The sequence below is a fragment of the Streptomyces sp. NPDC127129 genome, assembly GCF_042671585.1.
Taxonomy (GTDB): domain Bacteria; phylum Actinomycetota; class Actinomycetes; order Streptomycetales; family Streptomycetaceae; genus Streptomyces.
The window spans coordinates 663,573-677,833 of sequence record NZ_JBHXTV010000001.1; the positions used below are offsets into that span (position 1 = coordinate 663,573).

The 14,261-nt window shown below is 72.1% G+C and carries 17 protein-coding genes; 4 read left to right on the forward strand and 13 right to left on the reverse strand.

Annotated elements, in window-relative coordinates; genetic code table 11:
- The first annotated feature begins 76 nt into the window (after positions 1 to 76).
- The gene (locus tag ACFVGW_RS02890; RefSeq protein WP_385850464.1) at positions 77 to 529 is read left to right on the forward strand and encodes a peptidase inhibitor family I36 protein; all 453 of its coding nucleotides are present in this window, start codon (positions 77 to 79) and stop codon (positions 527 to 529) included.
- A 92-nt stretch (positions 530 to 621) separates the two neighbouring features.
- Here ACFVGW_RS02890 and ACFVGW_RS02895 read toward each other — a convergent pair whose 3' ends face one another.
- The 6 genes from ACFVGW_RS02895 to ACFVGW_RS02920 all read right to left on the reverse strand — a co-directional run bounded on the left by ACFVGW_RS02895 (position 622) and on the right by ACFVGW_RS02920 (position 6,114).
- On the reverse strand, positions 622 to 1,197 hold the full coding sequence (locus ACFVGW_RS02895) for a hypothetical protein (RefSeq protein ID WP_385850465.1): 576 nt from the start codon (positions 1,195 to 1,197) through the stop codon (positions 622 to 624).
- The gene (locus ACFVGW_RS02900; RefSeq protein WP_385850466.1) at positions 1,194 to 2,372 is read right to left on the reverse strand and encodes an ROK family glucokinase; all 1,179 of its coding nucleotides are present in this window, start codon (positions 2,370 to 2,372) and stop codon (positions 1,194 to 1,196) included. Before ACFVGW_RS02900 ends, ACFVGW_RS02895 begins: the two co-directional genes overlap by 4 nt.
- Positions 2,373 to 2,408: 36 nt before the next feature.
- Positions 2,409 to 3,236 (reverse strand): ATP-binding cassette domain-containing protein, encoded by an 828-nt coding sequence (locus ACFVGW_RS02905; protein ID WP_385850467.1) that lies wholly within the window; start codon positions 3,234 to 3,236, stop codon positions 2,409 to 2,411.
- Complete coding sequence (locus ACFVGW_RS02910; protein WP_385850468.1) at positions 3,233 to 4,288, reverse strand: ABC transporter permease; 1,056 nt, start codon at positions 4,286 to 4,288, stop codon at positions 3,233 to 3,235. Before ACFVGW_RS02910 ends, ACFVGW_RS02905 begins: the two co-directional genes overlap by 4 nt.
- Entirely contained in the window at positions 4,285 to 5,304 is a 1,020-nt protein-coding gene (locus ACFVGW_RS02915; RefSeq protein WP_385850469.1) for a sugar ABC transporter substrate-binding protein, read from the reverse strand. Before ACFVGW_RS02915 ends, ACFVGW_RS02910 begins: the two co-directional genes overlap by 4 nt.
- 75 nt (positions 5,305 to 5,379) lie before the next feature.
- Positions 5,380 to 6,114: a GntR family transcriptional regulator gene (locus ACFVGW_RS02920; protein WP_385850559.1), complete on the reverse strand. Its 735-nt coding sequence runs from the start codon at positions 6,112 to 6,114 to the stop codon at positions 5,380 to 5,382.
- A 128-nt stretch (positions 6,115 to 6,242) separates the two neighbouring features.
- On the opposite strand from ACFVGW_RS02920, the gene ACFVGW_RS02925 reads away from it, so the two are divergent.
- Positions 6,243 to 7,244: a Gfo/Idh/MocA family oxidoreductase gene (locus ACFVGW_RS02925; protein WP_385850470.1), complete on the forward strand. Its 1,002-nt coding sequence runs from the start codon at positions 6,243 to 6,245 to the stop codon at positions 7,242 to 7,244.
- Between the two features lie 66 nt (positions 7,245 to 7,310).
- Here the strand turns inward: ACFVGW_RS02925 and ACFVGW_RS02930 are convergent, their stop codons facing one another.
- The 4 genes from ACFVGW_RS02930 to ACFVGW_RS02945 are packed head-to-tail and all read right to left on the reverse strand — an operon-like array spanning position 7,311 to position 10,837.
- Entirely contained in the window at positions 7,311 to 7,739 is a 429-nt protein-coding gene (locus ACFVGW_RS02930) for a PaaI family thioesterase (RefSeq protein WP_383219708.1), read from the reverse strand.
- Positions 7,740 to 7,743: 4 nt separating this feature from the next.
- A complete protein-coding gene (locus ACFVGW_RS02935; RefSeq protein ID WP_385850471.1) occupies positions 7,744 to 8,922 on the reverse strand; it encodes a cytochrome P450 in 1,179 nt (392 codons plus the stop codon).
- Positions 8,923 to 8,954: 32 nt separating this feature from the next.
- A complete protein-coding gene (locus ACFVGW_RS02940) occupies positions 8,955 to 9,623 on the reverse strand; it encodes a response regulator (RefSeq protein WP_383219705.1) in 669 nt (222 codons plus the stop codon).
- On the reverse strand, positions 9,620 to 10,837 hold the full coding sequence (locus ACFVGW_RS02945; protein ID WP_385850472.1) for a sensor histidine kinase: 1,218 nt from the start codon (positions 10,835 to 10,837) through the stop codon (positions 9,620 to 9,622). Before ACFVGW_RS02945 ends, ACFVGW_RS02940 begins: the two co-directional genes overlap by 4 nt.
- 147 nt (positions 10,838 to 10,984) lie before the next feature.
- Between ACFVGW_RS02945 and ACFVGW_RS02950 the strand changes: the two genes are divergently transcribed.
- Positions 10,985 to 11,203: a hypothetical protein gene (locus tag ACFVGW_RS02950; protein WP_385850473.1), complete on the forward strand. Its 219-nt coding sequence runs from the start codon at positions 10,985 to 10,987 to the stop codon at positions 11,201 to 11,203.
- A gap of 6 nt (positions 11,204 to 11,209) precedes the next feature.
- Here the strand turns inward: ACFVGW_RS02950 and ACFVGW_RS02955 are convergent, their stop codons facing one another.
- The 3 genes from ACFVGW_RS02955 to ACFVGW_RS02965 form a co-directional block, all read right to left on the reverse strand.
- Positions 11,210 to 11,569, reverse strand: coding sequence for a hypothetical protein (locus ACFVGW_RS02955; RefSeq protein WP_385850474.1), 360 nt, complete (start codon positions 11,567 to 11,569; stop codon positions 11,210 to 11,212).
- Positions 11,570 to 11,580: 11 nt separating this feature from the next.
- A complete protein-coding gene (locus tag ACFVGW_RS02960; RefSeq protein WP_385850475.1) occupies positions 11,581 to 12,507 on the reverse strand; it encodes a DMT family transporter in 927 nt (308 codons plus the stop codon).
- Between the two features lie 108 nt (positions 12,508 to 12,615).
- Positions 12,616 to 13,224: a dihydrofolate reductase family protein gene (locus ACFVGW_RS02965; protein WP_385850476.1), complete on the reverse strand. Its 609-nt coding sequence runs from the start codon at positions 13,222 to 13,224 to the stop codon at positions 12,616 to 12,618.
- A gap of 173 nt (positions 13,225 to 13,397) precedes the next feature.
- Between ACFVGW_RS02965 and ACFVGW_RS02970 the strand changes: the two genes are divergently transcribed.
- Positions 13,398 to 14,138 (forward strand): SDR family NAD(P)-dependent oxidoreductase, encoded by a 741-nt coding sequence (locus tag ACFVGW_RS02970; RefSeq protein WP_385850477.1) that lies wholly within the window; start codon positions 13,398 to 13,400, stop codon positions 14,136 to 14,138.
- Positions 14,139 to 14,261: the final 123 nt, after the last annotated feature.

Here is a 14,261-nt window from a genome sequence, read left to right on the forward strand (position 1 = left end):
CGGCGGCCCCACGTGCCGCGCACGGCGGCACGGCCACGGCCCTCACCCGGCCACCACCCGAGAAGGAGAACACACCATGCGCATCACGCGTGCCCTCGTGACGGCACTCGCCGTCGGGGCCCTCACCCTGCTGACCGCCCCGGGCGCCGGCGCCCGTACCGCCGTGCCCGAGGCCGCCCCGGTCGCGGCGACGGCTCCGGCCGCCGTGCCCGCCCCGGACGGGTTCCTCTACGCCTGGGAGCACCCCCACGCGGGCGGTTTCCACTGCAGGTGGAACGCGAACAACGCCAACTGGGCCGGCTGCCGCAACAAGGTCTCGGACGTCTGGAACAACGGGTTCCCCGGCCGCGGTGAGGACGTCAAGCTCTACTACGGCCTGGACTGGAGCGGCTCGTGGGTCTGCCTCCACCAGAGCCACTCCCTTCCCGACCTCGGTCTCTCCGGTCTGAGGTTCTTCGGCCCGGGTGCGGGCAAGGGCGAGTTCGTCAACGACAACGTCTCGTCGCACGAGTGGGTCGACGCCTGCTGACGTCGCCCTCGCACGGCGCCGGCCCGACGGGACACCCGTCGGGCCGGCCTGTGCGTCCGTGGCGCCCCGGCGCGCACGGGTGCCCCGTGAGGTCAGGGGGTCGTGGCGGACACCACGTACACCGTGGGGGCCGCGGGGTCACTGAGGTCGACGGTGACGGCCTCGTGGGGACGCGGCTTGTCCCGGCTGACGGTCGTGCCCGACCAGGTGCCGTCCCCGGAGAAGTCCCAGCCGACGATGTCGGCGTCGCGGTCGCTGACGGTGACCTCGCCCGGGGCCAGCTCGGAGCGGCTGGTGCCGATCTCGTTCAGGAAGGCGTCGAGTCGTCCGGCACTCGTCGTGAACTGGACGTACAGCCGGCTCGTCTTCCAGTTGCTGGTCTCGTAGTAGGCGACGCCCGTGCTGCCCTGCGGGATCGGGACCTCGAAGATGCGGCGCTTCATCAGCGAGGGCCAGTTCTCGCGCAGACCGGTGGCGGAGGACTCGCGCTCCTTGTCGCGGCCGCTGTCGCGGCTCTGCCCGGCGGAGATCACGAGGTATCCGGCGGGGATGCCGACGAGCAGCACGATGATGATCGCCGTCAGCCAGCGGCGGCGGATCATGTGGCGCCGGTCCTCCGGCATCTTGGGGCTCTGTTCGGGAGAGGTGGTCGGGGAGGGGACGGTCATGAAGGCGGGTCCTGGGTGGTGCGGGAGGAGGTGCGTGGCGCGGTGCCGTTGCGCAGGGCCTGCGCGTAGCGCTCGTACCGTTCGTAGCGCTCGACCCGGCGCCGGTTGGCGCGGCGGAAGCGGCGGGCGACGAGCCGGGCGAGGTCGGCGGCGCCGACCATGCCCGCCTCGGGGCCGAGCTGGGCCTTGGCGATCCGGGCCTCGGGGCGGTAGCCGCGGCCGGTGAGATGGCGTCGGAAGGCGTCCCGGGCGGGGCCGATCAGCAGGTCGTCGGCGGCGCTGACGCCTCCGCCGATGACGAAGCAGGAGGGGTCGAGGGCGGCGGCGAGGTTGGCGATGCCGACGCCGAGCCACTGGCCGATGTCCTGGAGGAGCTCGACGCACATGGCGTCGCCCTCGCGGGCCAGCTCGGTGATGAGCGGGCCGGTGATCTCCGGGACGTTGCCCTTGACCCGCTCGATGATGTTGTACGCGACCGGGGAGTCGGCGGCCGCCAGCTCACGGGCCTCGCGGACCAGGGCGTTGCCGGAGCTGTACTGCTCCCAGCAGCCGCGGTTGCCGCAGGGGCAGCGGTGTCCGCCGGGGACGACCTGCATATGGCCGAACTCTCCGGCCACGCCGTACTTGCCGCGCTTGACCTGCCCGCCCTCCAGGATCGCGCCGCCGATGCCGGTGCCGAGCGTGATCATGACGAGGTGGTCCTCGCCGCGTCCGGCGCCGAAGCGCCATTCGGCCCAGGCGGCCGTGTTGGCGTCGTTGTCGACCATGACGGGGACGGCGAGCCGGGACTGCAGCGCATCGCGCAGCGGCTCGTTGCGCCAGGCGAGGTGCGGGGCGAAGAGGACGGTGGCGCGGTCGGCGTCGACCCAGCCGGCCGCTCCGATGCCGACGGCGTGCACGTCGTGCCGGTCGGAGAGGTCCAGGACCAGTTCGACGATGGTGTCCTCGACGACCTTGGGGCTCTTGGACTTGTCCGGCGTCTCGGTGCGGAGCTTCTCCAGGATCACGCCGTCCGCGTCGACGACCCCGGCCATCACCTTCGTACCGCCGATGTCGATGCCGACGGTGGGCACCCGCGGCGCGGTCAGGTGCGAGCGCCGCTCCCGGGTGCCGACGGTCCGCAGCACCGTGGCCCGTGCGGAGCCCCGGTTGGCGAAGTCGCGGTAGGTACTCATCGGCTCGATTCTGCCAGGTGCGGTGTCGGGGGGCCGTTACGAAGAGGTGGGGCGCTCCAGCTCGTGGCGCAGGTCCTCCAGCTCGCTGCCGCCCGCCATCTGCCGGGTCAGCTCGTCCAGGGTGACCGAGTCCTTGGTGTGGCTGCCCGCCATGACCCCGCGCTTGAGCAGGACGAAACGGTCGCCGACGAGATAGGCGTGGTGCGGGTTGTGGGTGATGAGGACCACTCCGAGGCCCTGGTCACGTGCCGCGGCCACATACTTCAGGACCACTCCGGACTGTTTGACGCCGAGGGCGGCGGTCGGCTCGTCCAGGACGAGGACCTTGGCGCCGAAGTACACGGCGCGGGCGATGGCCACGCACTGGCGCTCACCGCCGGAGAGGGTGCCGATGGGCTGGTCGACGTCGCGCAGGTCGATGCCCATGCGCAGCAGCTCGGTGCGGGTGGTCTCGCGCATCAGCTCGACGTCGAGGCGCTTGAAGGGGCCCGCGCCCTTGGTGGGCTCGGAGCCGAGGAAGAAGTTCCGCCAGACCGGCATGAGGGGGACGACGGCCAGGTCCTGGTAGACGGTGGCGATGCCGAGGTCCAGGGCCTCGCGCGGGTTGGCGAGGGAGACCTCCTCGCCCTCGATGCGGAAGGTTCCGGCGTCGTGCCGGTGCAACCCCGCGACGATCTTGATGAGCGTGGACTTGCCGGCTCCGTTGTCGCCCAGGACGCAGGTGATCTCTCCCGCGTGGACCTCCAGGGAGACGCCTTCGAGGGCACGGATGTTGCCGTAGTACTTGCTGACGTCGTCGAGCTCGACGAGAGCGGAGCCGGCGGCCGGGGACGGGGCCGGGGCGGTGGTCTCGGGGGTGGTCACTTCGTTGCCTCCACACGCCGGCGGATCCAGGCGTTCAGCAGGGTCGCGAGGAGGAGCATCGCTCCCAGGAAGAACTTGAACCAGTCCGGGTTCCACTCCGCGTAGACGATGCCCTTGCTGGTCATGCCGAAGATGAACGCGCCGACCGCCGAGCCGATGGCGGAGCCGTATCCGCCGGTGATCAGGCAGCCGCCGATGACGGCCGCGATGATGTAGATCAGCTCGTTCCCGACGCCCTCCCCGGACTGGACGACGTCGAAGGAGAAGAGCAGGTGCTGGCCGGAGATCCAGGCGCAGAAGGCCACGCCCATGTAGAGACCGATCTTGGTCCTGACGACCGGGACGCCGACCGCGCGGGCCGCGTCGGCGCCGCCGCCGACGGCGAAGATCCAGTTGCCGAAGCGGGTGCGCAGCAGGATCCAGGTGGCGACGGCGACCAGGCCGATCCACCACAGGATGGTGACCTTGAGGTCGACGCCGCCGATGGTCACCTGGGAGGCGAAGAGCTTCTTGGCGGAGGGGAAGCCCTCCATGTCGGCGATCGACTTGGTGGAGACCGTGCCGCTGATCAGCTTGGTGAAGCCGAGGTTCAGGCCGGTCAGCATCAGGAAGGTGCCGAGGGTGATGATGAAGCTCGGCAGCTTCGTGCGCGTCAGCATGACGCCGTTGAAGACCCCGATGGCGAGGGTGACCAGCAGCGAGACGCCGACGCCGACCCAGATGTTGGCGGTCATCTGGTAGCTGACCATCGACGAGATCAGCGCCGAGGTGGTGACCATCACGCCGGCCGACAGGTCGAACTCGCCGCCGATCATCAGCAGCGCGACGGGCACCGCCATGATGCCGATGGTGGAGGCCGCGTAGAAGACCGTGCCGAGGCTGGAGGCGCGCAGGAAGCCGTCGGCGACCAGCGAGAAGAAGACGAAGACGGCGGCGGCGCCGACGACGGAGCCGAGCTCGGGGCGGGCCAGGAACTTCCTCAGCGGGGAGGTGCGCAGCAGCCGCTCGTCGACGTGGTCGAGGCCGTCTCCCGTGGGGGCGGTCGCGCTCACCGGGTGCCCCGCTCCGTGTAGCCCTTCAGCGCCTCGGCGTCGTCCTCGGTGATGATCTGGGGGCCGGTCAGGACCGGCTTGCCGCCGCCCAGGACGTCGGCGTTGTACTTGTACAGCCAGAGCAGGTCGACGGCCTCGTACCCCTGGAGGTAGGGCTGCTGGTCCACGGCGAAGCCGAGGGTGCCGGCGGAGAGCGCGGAGGCGACCTTGGCGTTGAGGTCGAAGGTGTCGACCTCGGCTTCGGAACCCGCGGTCTTCTTCGCCTGGACGGCGGCGTCCGCGAAGGGCGCGCCGAGGGTGACGACGGAGTCGATGGACGGGTCGGACTGCAGCTTGGCCTCGATGGAGGCCTGGACGTCGGGCATGTTGGTGCCGTCGACGTACAGGTTCTGCAGGTCGCCGCCGAACGTCTTCTTCGCTCCGGCGCAGCGCTGCTCGTGGCCGACGTTGCCCTGCTCGTGCAGGACGCACAGGGCCTTCTTCTTCCCGCGCTTGTCGAGCTCCTCGCCGACGGCCTCGCCGGCGACGCTCTCGTCCTGCCCGATGTGCGTGAGCGCGCCGAAGGCCTTGGACTGCTCGGAGCCGGAGTTGACGGTGATCACCGGGATACCGGCCTTGACGGCCTTCTCGACGGCGGCCTTCATCGCGTCGGGCTTCGCGAGGGTGACGATCAGCCCGTCGACGTCCTTGGCGATGTACGAGTCGATGAGCTGGGCCTGCTGCTGCGCCTCGTCGCTGTGGGCGTAGAGGAAGTTGATGTTGTCCTTGACGGCGGCCTGCTCGGCGCCGTTCTGGACGATGTCCCAGAAGGTGTCGCCGTCTCCCGAGTGGGTCACCATGGCGAAGGTCCACCGGGGGGTGTTCACGGCCGCCTTCCCCTGGGCCGCGGCCGCCTTGCGGGCGTCCTCCGCGCGCTTCCCGCCGGTGCTGCTGCACCCCGCGAGTGCGGCGGTGAGCGCCACCGCGAGCACGGCGCCGACTGCGGCGCGTACCCCTCCTGTCCGAAGCCTGGTCACGAGGCCGTGCCCTCCTTTGTGTCCTTCTGCGTGCATTGCAGTATCGGTCATGGGGATCGCGCGGACGTCAGTGGGTCAGGGGCGGACCAGGAGCTGGAACTCGAAGGAGTACCGCGAGGCCCGGTAGAGGTGGGATCCGAACTCGACGGCCCGCCCCGTGTCGTCGAAGGTGGTGCGTTCCATCGTGAGCAGCGGCGCCCCCTCCTGTTCGGCGAGCAGCTCCGCCTCGGCGGCCGTGGCGGAGCGGGCGCCGACGGTCTGCCGGGCGCTGTGCAGAGTGATACCGGCGCCGCGCATCAGCCGGTAGAGGCCGGTCGCCGCCAGACTGCCGGCGTCCAGGTCGAGCAGTCCGGCCGGGAGGTGGTTGCGCAGGTACGCCATGGGCTCGTCGTGTGCCGTACGGAGCCGCTCCACGTACCGGACGTCGCTGCCCTCCGGTACGCCGAGGGCGGCGGCGACCCGGGCGGCGGCGGGTTCGACGCGGTCGACGAGGACCCGGGTGGCGGGGCGCTGACCCGCGGACTCCAGGTCGTCGTAGAGGCTGCTGAGCTCCAGCGGGCGCCGGACCTGGCTGTGCACCACCTGGGTGCCGACCCCTCGCCGGCGGACCAGGAGGCCCTTGTCGACCAGGGACTGGATGGCCTGCCGGACGGTGGGGCGGGACAGGCCGAGCCGGGTGGCCAAATCGATCTCGTTGCCGAGCAGGCTGCCGGGGGCAAGGGCCCCGTTCTCGATGGCCGCTTCCAGCTGCCGGGCGAGCTGGTAGTACAGCGGGACCGGGCTGGTGCGGTCCACGGAGAGGGGTGGCATGGCGGCGGACGACGACGGCTTGGACACGCACGGGAGCGTAGCCCCAGGAGATGATGACAGGAAGTGGTGAAGTCCGATTGTCCTGACAAATCCTTGACAGGGTGACCGTCCGGCACCACCTTGGGGCCATGCGTATCGGACTGATCGGAACGGGTCGTATCGGGGCCTTCCACGCGGGCGTGCTCGCCCGCCACCCGGAGGTCGAGTCGCTGATCGTGGCGGACGCGGACGCCACCCGGGCGGCCCGGGTCGGCGGCGCGCTGGGCGCCACCGCGGCACCCACCGTCGACGCGCTCCTCGACCACGCCCTCGACGCCGTCGTCATCACCTCCGCCACCGCCGCGCACGCCGAGCTGATCGTCCGCGCGGCCGGCGCCGGGCTGCCGGCCTTCTGCGAGAAGCCCATCGCCCTGGACGTACCGGGCACGCTCGGCGCGCTGCGGGCGGTCGAGTCGGCGGGCACGGAACTCCAGCTCGGATTCATGCGCCGCTTCGACGCCGGGTACGCGGCGGCCCGTGCGGCCGTACGGTCCGGGCGTCTCGGGCGGCTGCACACCGTACGGGCGGCGACCTCGGACCCGGCCCCGCCGCCGGCCGCGTATCTGCCGCTCTCCGGCGGCCTCTACCGGGATTGTCTGGTGCACGACTTCGACATACTGCGCTGGGTGACGGGGCGCGAGGTCGTCGAGGTGTACGCCACGGGTTCCGACGCCGGCCCGGCGATGTTCCGCGCGGCGGACGACGTCGACACGGCGGCCGCGCTGCTCACCCTGGACGACGGCACGCTGGCGACGGCCACGGCGACCCGCTGCAACGGCGCCGGTTACGACGTACGGATGGAACTCGCGGGCGAGCGGGACCAGATCGCCGTGGGCCTGGACGACCGGACCCCGCTCACCTCGGTGGAGACCGCGGGGCCGCCCGCCCCGGTCAAGCCGTGGCCCGGGTTCCTCGACCGGTTCGCCCCCGCGTACGAGGCCGAGCTGGACGCGTTCGTACGGCTGGTGCGCGGCGAGGCGGTCAACCCCTGCGACGGCCGGGAGGCACTTCAGGCGCTCCGGATCGCCGAGGCGTGCGAGCGCTCCCGGCGGGAACACCGGCCGGTGGCGCTGGACGAGATCCCGTCGTAGCGCCCGTCCTCGCGGGCTGTCCGACGGGGCTCGCCGCGGCCCGGCGCGGCCCGGCGCTCGGCGGCCTCAGCCGGCCGCGGAGAGCACCGTCCCCTGCGCCACCGCGCACAGCGTCTCGGCACCCTCCTCGTCCACGGTCAGCAGATCGCACCGCACGACCGCCTGTCGTCGCCCCGCGTGGACCACGCTCGCGCGGGCGACGAGCGTGCGGCCGCGGGCGGGACGGACGTACTGGATGGAGAAGCCCGCCGTCAGGACGGCGGGGCCGAGCGCGGTGCCGGCCGCGAAGGTGAGCGCGTTGTCGGCGGCGTACGAGAGCACCCCGCCATGGGCGAAACCGTTCTGCTGCTGGAGCTCCTCGCGGAGGTCCACCTCCAGGGTGGTGCCGCCGTCGCCGAAGGCGGTGATCCGGGCGCCGACGAGCCGGCTGAACGGCTGGGCGTCCAGGACCTTCCGCGCGAGGTCGAGGTCGAGCTGGAGCGACGGATCGGTCATCGGGTCACCACCGGACGGGAAGGCGGCGGACACCGCGGACGAGGAGGCCGGGCATCCACTCCCAGGGGGCGCCCTCGGGGTCGAGTTCCAGCCGCGGGAAGCGCTCCAGGAGTGTCCGGATCGCGATGCCGCCCTCGAGGCGGGCGAGTGGCGCGCCGAGACAGTAGTGGATGCCGTGCCCGAAGGCCAGATGGCCGCGCGGTTCGCGGCGGATGTCGAAGCGGTCCGGTTCGGGGAAGCGCTTCGGGTCGCGGTCGGTGGCCGCGAGGGAGACGAAGACGGGCGAGAGCGCCGGGATGGCGGTGTCGCCCACGGTGATCGCCTCCTTGGCGATCCGGAAGGTGGAGGACTCCACGGGGCCGTCGTAGCGCAGCCCTTCCTCGATCGCCCCGTCGATCAGCCCGAAGTCGGCACGGAGGTCGGCGAGTTGGTCCGGGTGGGCGAACAGGGCCCGGACGGTGTTGGTGATCAGACCGACGGTGGTCTCGTGTCCCGCGATGAGCAGCAGGTAGGCCATTCCCCGCAGTTCGGGGAGGGACAGCGCGTCGCCGTCCTCGGCGCGGGTGGTGATCAGGGCGGAGAGCAGGTCGTCCGTGGGCCGCGAGGCGCGCTTGTCCTCGATGAGCGCGTCGAGGTAGGCGCCGAAGCCCTCGACGATCTCCCGCTCGGGCGTCCCGCCGGACGGCGCCACCAGCTCGTTCGACCAGCGGCGGAACGATTCGCGGTCGGCCGCCGGGACGCCGAGGAGCTCGCAGATGACGGTGATGGGCAGCGGGAAGGCGAAGGAGTCCACGAGGTCGGCCCGGCCCGCCGGCGCCATCGCGTCGGCCAGCTCGTCGGCGAGCTCCTGGACGCGGGGGCGCAGCGCCTCCACCCGTCGGCCGGTGAACTCGCGGGTGACGAGTTTGCGCAGACGGGTGTGGTCCGGTGCGTCGACTGCGAGCAGGTTGGGGCCGATGACCTCCTCGTCGACGGGGGTGACACCGACGAGGGAGGGCGACTTCACCAGGCGGGGGTCGGCGAGGGCCGCGCGCCCCTCCTCGTGGCCGACGACGAGCCAGAACTCCCAGCCGTCGGGCATACGGACGTGGTGGACGGGACCGCTCTCGCGGAGCTTCGCGTAGTAGGGATACGGATTCGCGGTGAAGTCCGCGCCCCACTCCCCCAGTTCGATGGTGGACATCGCCTCAGCCTAGGCGGGCCCGTTCCCGCCCCCTACTCCTGCCCGTCGTCGAGCAGCCCCGCGTCGTGGACCAGGAGCGCGATCTGGACACGGTTGTTGAGGTCGAGTTTGGCGAGAATCCGCGAGACGTGGGTCTTGACCGTCGGCACGCTCATGTACAGCGCGGCGGCGATCTCGGCGTTGGACCGGCCCTGGCCGACGGCGACGGCCACCTCGCGTTCCCGCTGGGCGAGTTCGGCGATCCGGCCCGCGGCGGTCGCGCTCCGGGACTGCTCGGGCCGCTCCGCGACGTGGCTCATCAGCTGGCGGGTGACGGCCGGGGAGAGCACCGGGTCACCGGACGCGACGCGGCGCACGGCGGTGACGATCTCGGCGGGAGGGGTGTCCTTGAGGACGAAGCCGGCCGCGCCGGCCCGCAGGGCGCGTACGACCTGTTCGTCGGCGTGGAAGGTGGTGAGCACGATGACCTCGGGGGCCTCGGGGCGGGTCCGCAGGCGTTCGGTGGCGGTGAGGCCGTCGACGTGCGGCATCCGGATGTCCATGAGGACGACGTCCGGGGCGAGGCGGGCGACGAGTTCGGGGACGTCCCGCCCGTCGGTGCCCTCCCCCACGATGTCGATGTCGTCGGCGCCGCCGAGCATCAGGGTGAGGCCCGCGCGGACCAGGGGGTCGTCGTCGACGATGAGCAGCCGGATGGTCATGTGGGCCACGGTAGCCAGGCGTGCACGGCGAACCCACCGTCGGGGGCGGGACCGTGGTCCAGACGCCCGCCCGCGAGAGTGGCGCGCTCCGTGAGGCCGATGAGGCCCTGGCCGGAACCGGGGACGTGCGGGACGGGGCCGGTGGGGGCGGGGTTGCGGACCTCGACGGTCAGCCCGTCGCCGGCACGGCCGCGCACGGTGAGGGTGACTTCGGCACCCGGGGCGTGCTTGCGGGCGTTGGTGAGTCCCTCCTGGGCGATGCGGTAGACGGTGCGGCCGGTGGCGGCGGGGACCGCGTCCGGATCGTCGATCGTGGAGTCGAGGACGACCTTCGCTCCGGCCTCGCGGGACTCGGCGACCAGCGCGTCGAGGGTGGCGAGCGTGGGCTGGGGCCGGTCGCCGTCCGCGGCTTCGCCGGGGGTGCGCAGCACGCCGATGATCTGCCGGAGGTCCTGGAGCGCCTCGTGGGCGCTGTCGCGGATGACACCCGCTGCGCGCGCGACCTGCTCGGGCGGGGCGTCGGGGCGGAATTCCAGCGCTCCGGCGTGCACGCTGAGCAGGGTGAGGCGGTGGGCGAGGACGTCGTGCATCTCGCGGGCGATGGCCTCACGGGCGAGCCGCTGCGCCTGCTCGGCGCGCAGCTCCGCCTCGGCCTCGGCGCGCCGGGCGCGCTCACGCAGGGCCTCGACGAGCTGGCGCCGGGAGCGTACGAGCATGCCCCAGGCGGTCATGAGCAGGATCAGGATGAGGCCGATGGCGATCCCGAGGAGGGCGCCGGTGGCGGGGTCGGGCCGTACGAAGACCTGGGCGACGTTGCAGACGGCGGCCAGCGCGCCGATCCAGGCGATCTCACGGAAGGGCCGGCGGACGGCGACGCTGAACAGGCTCACGAGGAAGGCGCCGCCGGCGACGGGCGCGACGACGCTGACGAGGGAGAGCGCGACGGCGAGGCCGACGGGCCAGCGGCGGCGGAGCCAGAGGGCGCAGCAGGCCGCGGCGCCGAGCAGTTGGTCGGCGAGGGCGACGGCCTCGCTGTTGTACTGGTCGCTGGTCTCGGCGGCGAGGAGTCCGATGAAGGCGGCACAGAGGAAGAGGACGCTGTCGACGACCCAGTCCCGTACGGTCCGCCGCGGCCTGCGTCCGGGGTCACCGGAGGCCGTGGGGTCGGCCATGGCCGAGGGCAGCAGCCAGGCGTAGGGGTCCGTACGTGTCATACGGACCAAAGTACGCACGTCAGGGGCGCGCGGCCGGTCACGGAGGGCCGGAAGCTACCAAAGTCGCACGGTCCGAGACTTCGGTAGCACGCGGTCTGTCCCGTGGACCGACGCGGGCGCCGGGCGCCCGGGACCATGATCGGTCCCATGAAGAAGATTCTGGAGTTCGTGGGCGGTGTGGTGCTGGTCGGCGGCATCGCGGGGGTGGTGCGCGAGCTGACGGGCTGGTTCCCGTTCATGGGGTTCACCCGGGCCCTGACGGAGAACGTGTGGTTCCTGGAGGACAGGGCGCTGTTCGCGAACGTCGTGATCGCGGTCGTCGGCTTCGTGATCGTGATGATCGCGGACACGACCCGCCGCACGTGACGAGGGTCAGCGGGAGGCCTGGTCGAGGCGGGTGACCTCGGCGAGGTGCTCGGCCATCCGGTGGGAGACGGATCCGCTGGTGTAGAGGACGCCGCCGATCACCGCGAAGGGGATCGATCCGCCGAGTACGGCCAGCAGCTCGGGCCAGTCGCGTTCCGCCACGCAGCTGCTGGATCCGTTGTGGAGGTTCTCGCTGCTGAAGCGGGACAGGCACTCGTGGCTGGACTCCTCGGGCGAGTAGGGCGTGAAGAGCAGCACCGCGAACCAGATCCACATCAGTCCGGCGAGGGCCAGCAGCCCGAGTCCCCACCCCTGGGTGCGCCGGGCGCGGGCCCGGAATTCTATGTCGTACGGCAGTGAACGCATGGGGCAAGAACCTACCGGGCGGTCTCGTCGGCCGCGCGACGGCCCCAACTGGTCCCGGCCAGAACCAGGATGGCGCCCGCGATGCCGAGGACGCCGGGGCGGTCGCCGGCGATCGCGATGCCCGCGGCGGCGGCCCACAGCGGCTCCGTGCCGAGCAGCAGGCTGACCCGGGACGGGGAGGTGCGGCGGACGGCCCACATCTGCACGAAGAAGGCGAAGAGCGTGCAGAAGACGGAGAGGAAGAGCAGCCCGGCCCATTCGCGCGGGCCGAAGTCGAGCGCGACGGACCAGGGGGACGCGCCGGTGCCGGGGAGGGTGGCGAGCAGGGCGAAGACGGCGACGGCGGAGCCGAGTTGAACGGTCGTGAGCGAGAGCGCGTCGGCGCTCCGGACGGCCGTGATCCGGGACATCGCCAGGACGTGCACGGTCCGCGCGAACGCGGCGAGGAGCATCAGCAGGTCACCGAGGGAGGGGGCGGTGAAGCCGCCGCCCTGTGTCAGGAGCAGCACGCCGGCGACGGAGAGCGCGGCGGCGGACAGGAAGGCGCGGGGCGGCCGTATTCCGGTGACGGCGGCCTCGGCGAGCGGCGTGAGGATCATGGTGAGGCTGATGATCAGGCCGGCGTTGGTGGCGGAGGTGTGGACGACGCCGTAGGTCTCCAGGAGGAAGATCCCGCTGAGGATCAGGCCGAGGAGGCCCGCGCCCCGCCACTGGGCCGCGTCCAGCGCCTTCAGCCCCCGCCATCCGGCGACGGCGAGGGCGGGCAGGACGACGGCGAACCGCAGGACGAGAACGGCGACGACGGTGTGCGTGGTGGTGATGCCCTTGGCCGCGAGATAGCTGGCGCCCCAGACCACGGCGACGAGGAGGACCGGAAGGTCGGTGAGCCAGGCGCGGCGCGGGGCGCGGAAGGGCACGGAGGCGGCGATCGAGGACATCGTGGGCCTGCTCCAACACGTCGGACGAGGTGGAGACTTCGGCGGCTCGCACGCGGGACGATCACCGTACCCGGGAAGACGAGTGGTGGCTACATGTTTCGCCTGCGGCTAGACGTAACTGCCGTACTCGGGGCGGCCCGCCAGTTCGTACGTGGTGATGGAGACGCCCGCGCCCGTGGTCCTGGCCCCGACGTTGCGGAAGGCGGTGGGCGAGACGCCGTCGAAGAGGTTGCGGCCCGTGCCGAGGACGACGGGGAAGACGAGCAGGTGGATCGTGTCGATGAGGTCGGCGGCGAGGAGGGACTTGGCCAGGCCTCCGCTGCCGTGCATCTGCACCTCGCCGTCGACGCGGTCCTTGAGGGCCGCGACCTCCTGGACGGCGTCGCCGCCGAGGACGGTGGTGCCGGCCCAGTCGGCCGTCGTGAGGGTGGTGGAGGCCACGTACTTGGGGAGCGCGTTGAGCTGCGAGGCGACGGGGTCTGCGGGATCGGTCTGCTTCGGCCAGTAGCTCGCGAAGATCTCGTAGGTACGGCGGCCGAGCAGGAAGGCGGCGGGGCGCGCGAAGACCTCGTCGATGAAGGCGCCGAAGTCCTCGTCGCCGTACGGGACGGACCAGCCGCCGTGCTCGAAGCCGCCGCTGGGGTCCTCCTCGGGTCCGCCGGGCGCCTGGTAGACGCCGTCGATGGTCACGAACTGGGTGAGGGAGAGCTTGCCCATGGTGCCGCCTTTCGCTCCTGCCGGGATCGGGATCCCCGGTCCATCGTGTCTCACAGGCTCCGACTCCACCGCTCGGCGGAAGTCATCGGCGTCCGATTGCCGCCAGCGTCGGAGTCCGGCCCCGACTTTGATTGAACCCGCAACCACACAGTGCGTTTTACGGAGGTTTCGGGATGTCCACGTTGAACGGCAAGGCGGTCCTGGTGACGGGCGGAAGCCGCGGGATCGGCGCCGCGACGGCGCTGCGACTGGCTCAGGAGGGCGCGGACGTGGCCTTCACGTACGTGGCGGGCGAGGAGCGGGCGAAGGAGGTCGCGGCACGGATCGAGGCGGCCGGACGGAAGGCGCTCCCCCTGCGGGCCGACGCGGCGGACGCCGGTGACGCGGCGGGCGCCGTGGAGTGGGCGGCGGACGCGCTCGGCCGGCTCGACGTGCTGGTCAACAACGCGGGGGTCGGGGTGATCGCCCCGCTGGACTCACTGGCCCTGGCCGATGTCGACCGGGTCCTCGCGGTGAACGTCCGGGGAGCGTTCCTCGCCGCCCAGGCGGCGGCCGCGCGGATGGAGCGGGGCGGCAGGATCATCACGATCGGCTCGTGCATGACGGCACGGGTGCCGGGGCCCGGTGGCACGCTCTACGCGATGAGCAAGGCGGCGCTGACCGGTCTCAACAGGGCGCTCGCGCGGGAGCTGGGCGAGCGCGGCATCACGGCCAACATCGTCCACCCGGGCCCGGTCGACACCGACATGAACCCGGCGGACGGCCCGTACGCGGCGGACCAGGCGTCCCTGACGGCCCTGGGCCGCTTCGGCACGGCGGACGAGATCGCGACGGCGGTGGCGTTCCTCGCAGGCCCGGGCGCGGCGTACGTGACGGGCACGGAGTTCTCGGTGGACGGCGGCCACGCGGCGTAGACCAGAACAACGCCCCAACCGAACAACGCCCCTCCCCGGCGGCCACCCCGGGGGCCCGGCGAGTGAGCCGAAGGGCGCGCCGGGGGAACGACCCCGAGCGCGCGGAGCCTCCCGAGGAACGAG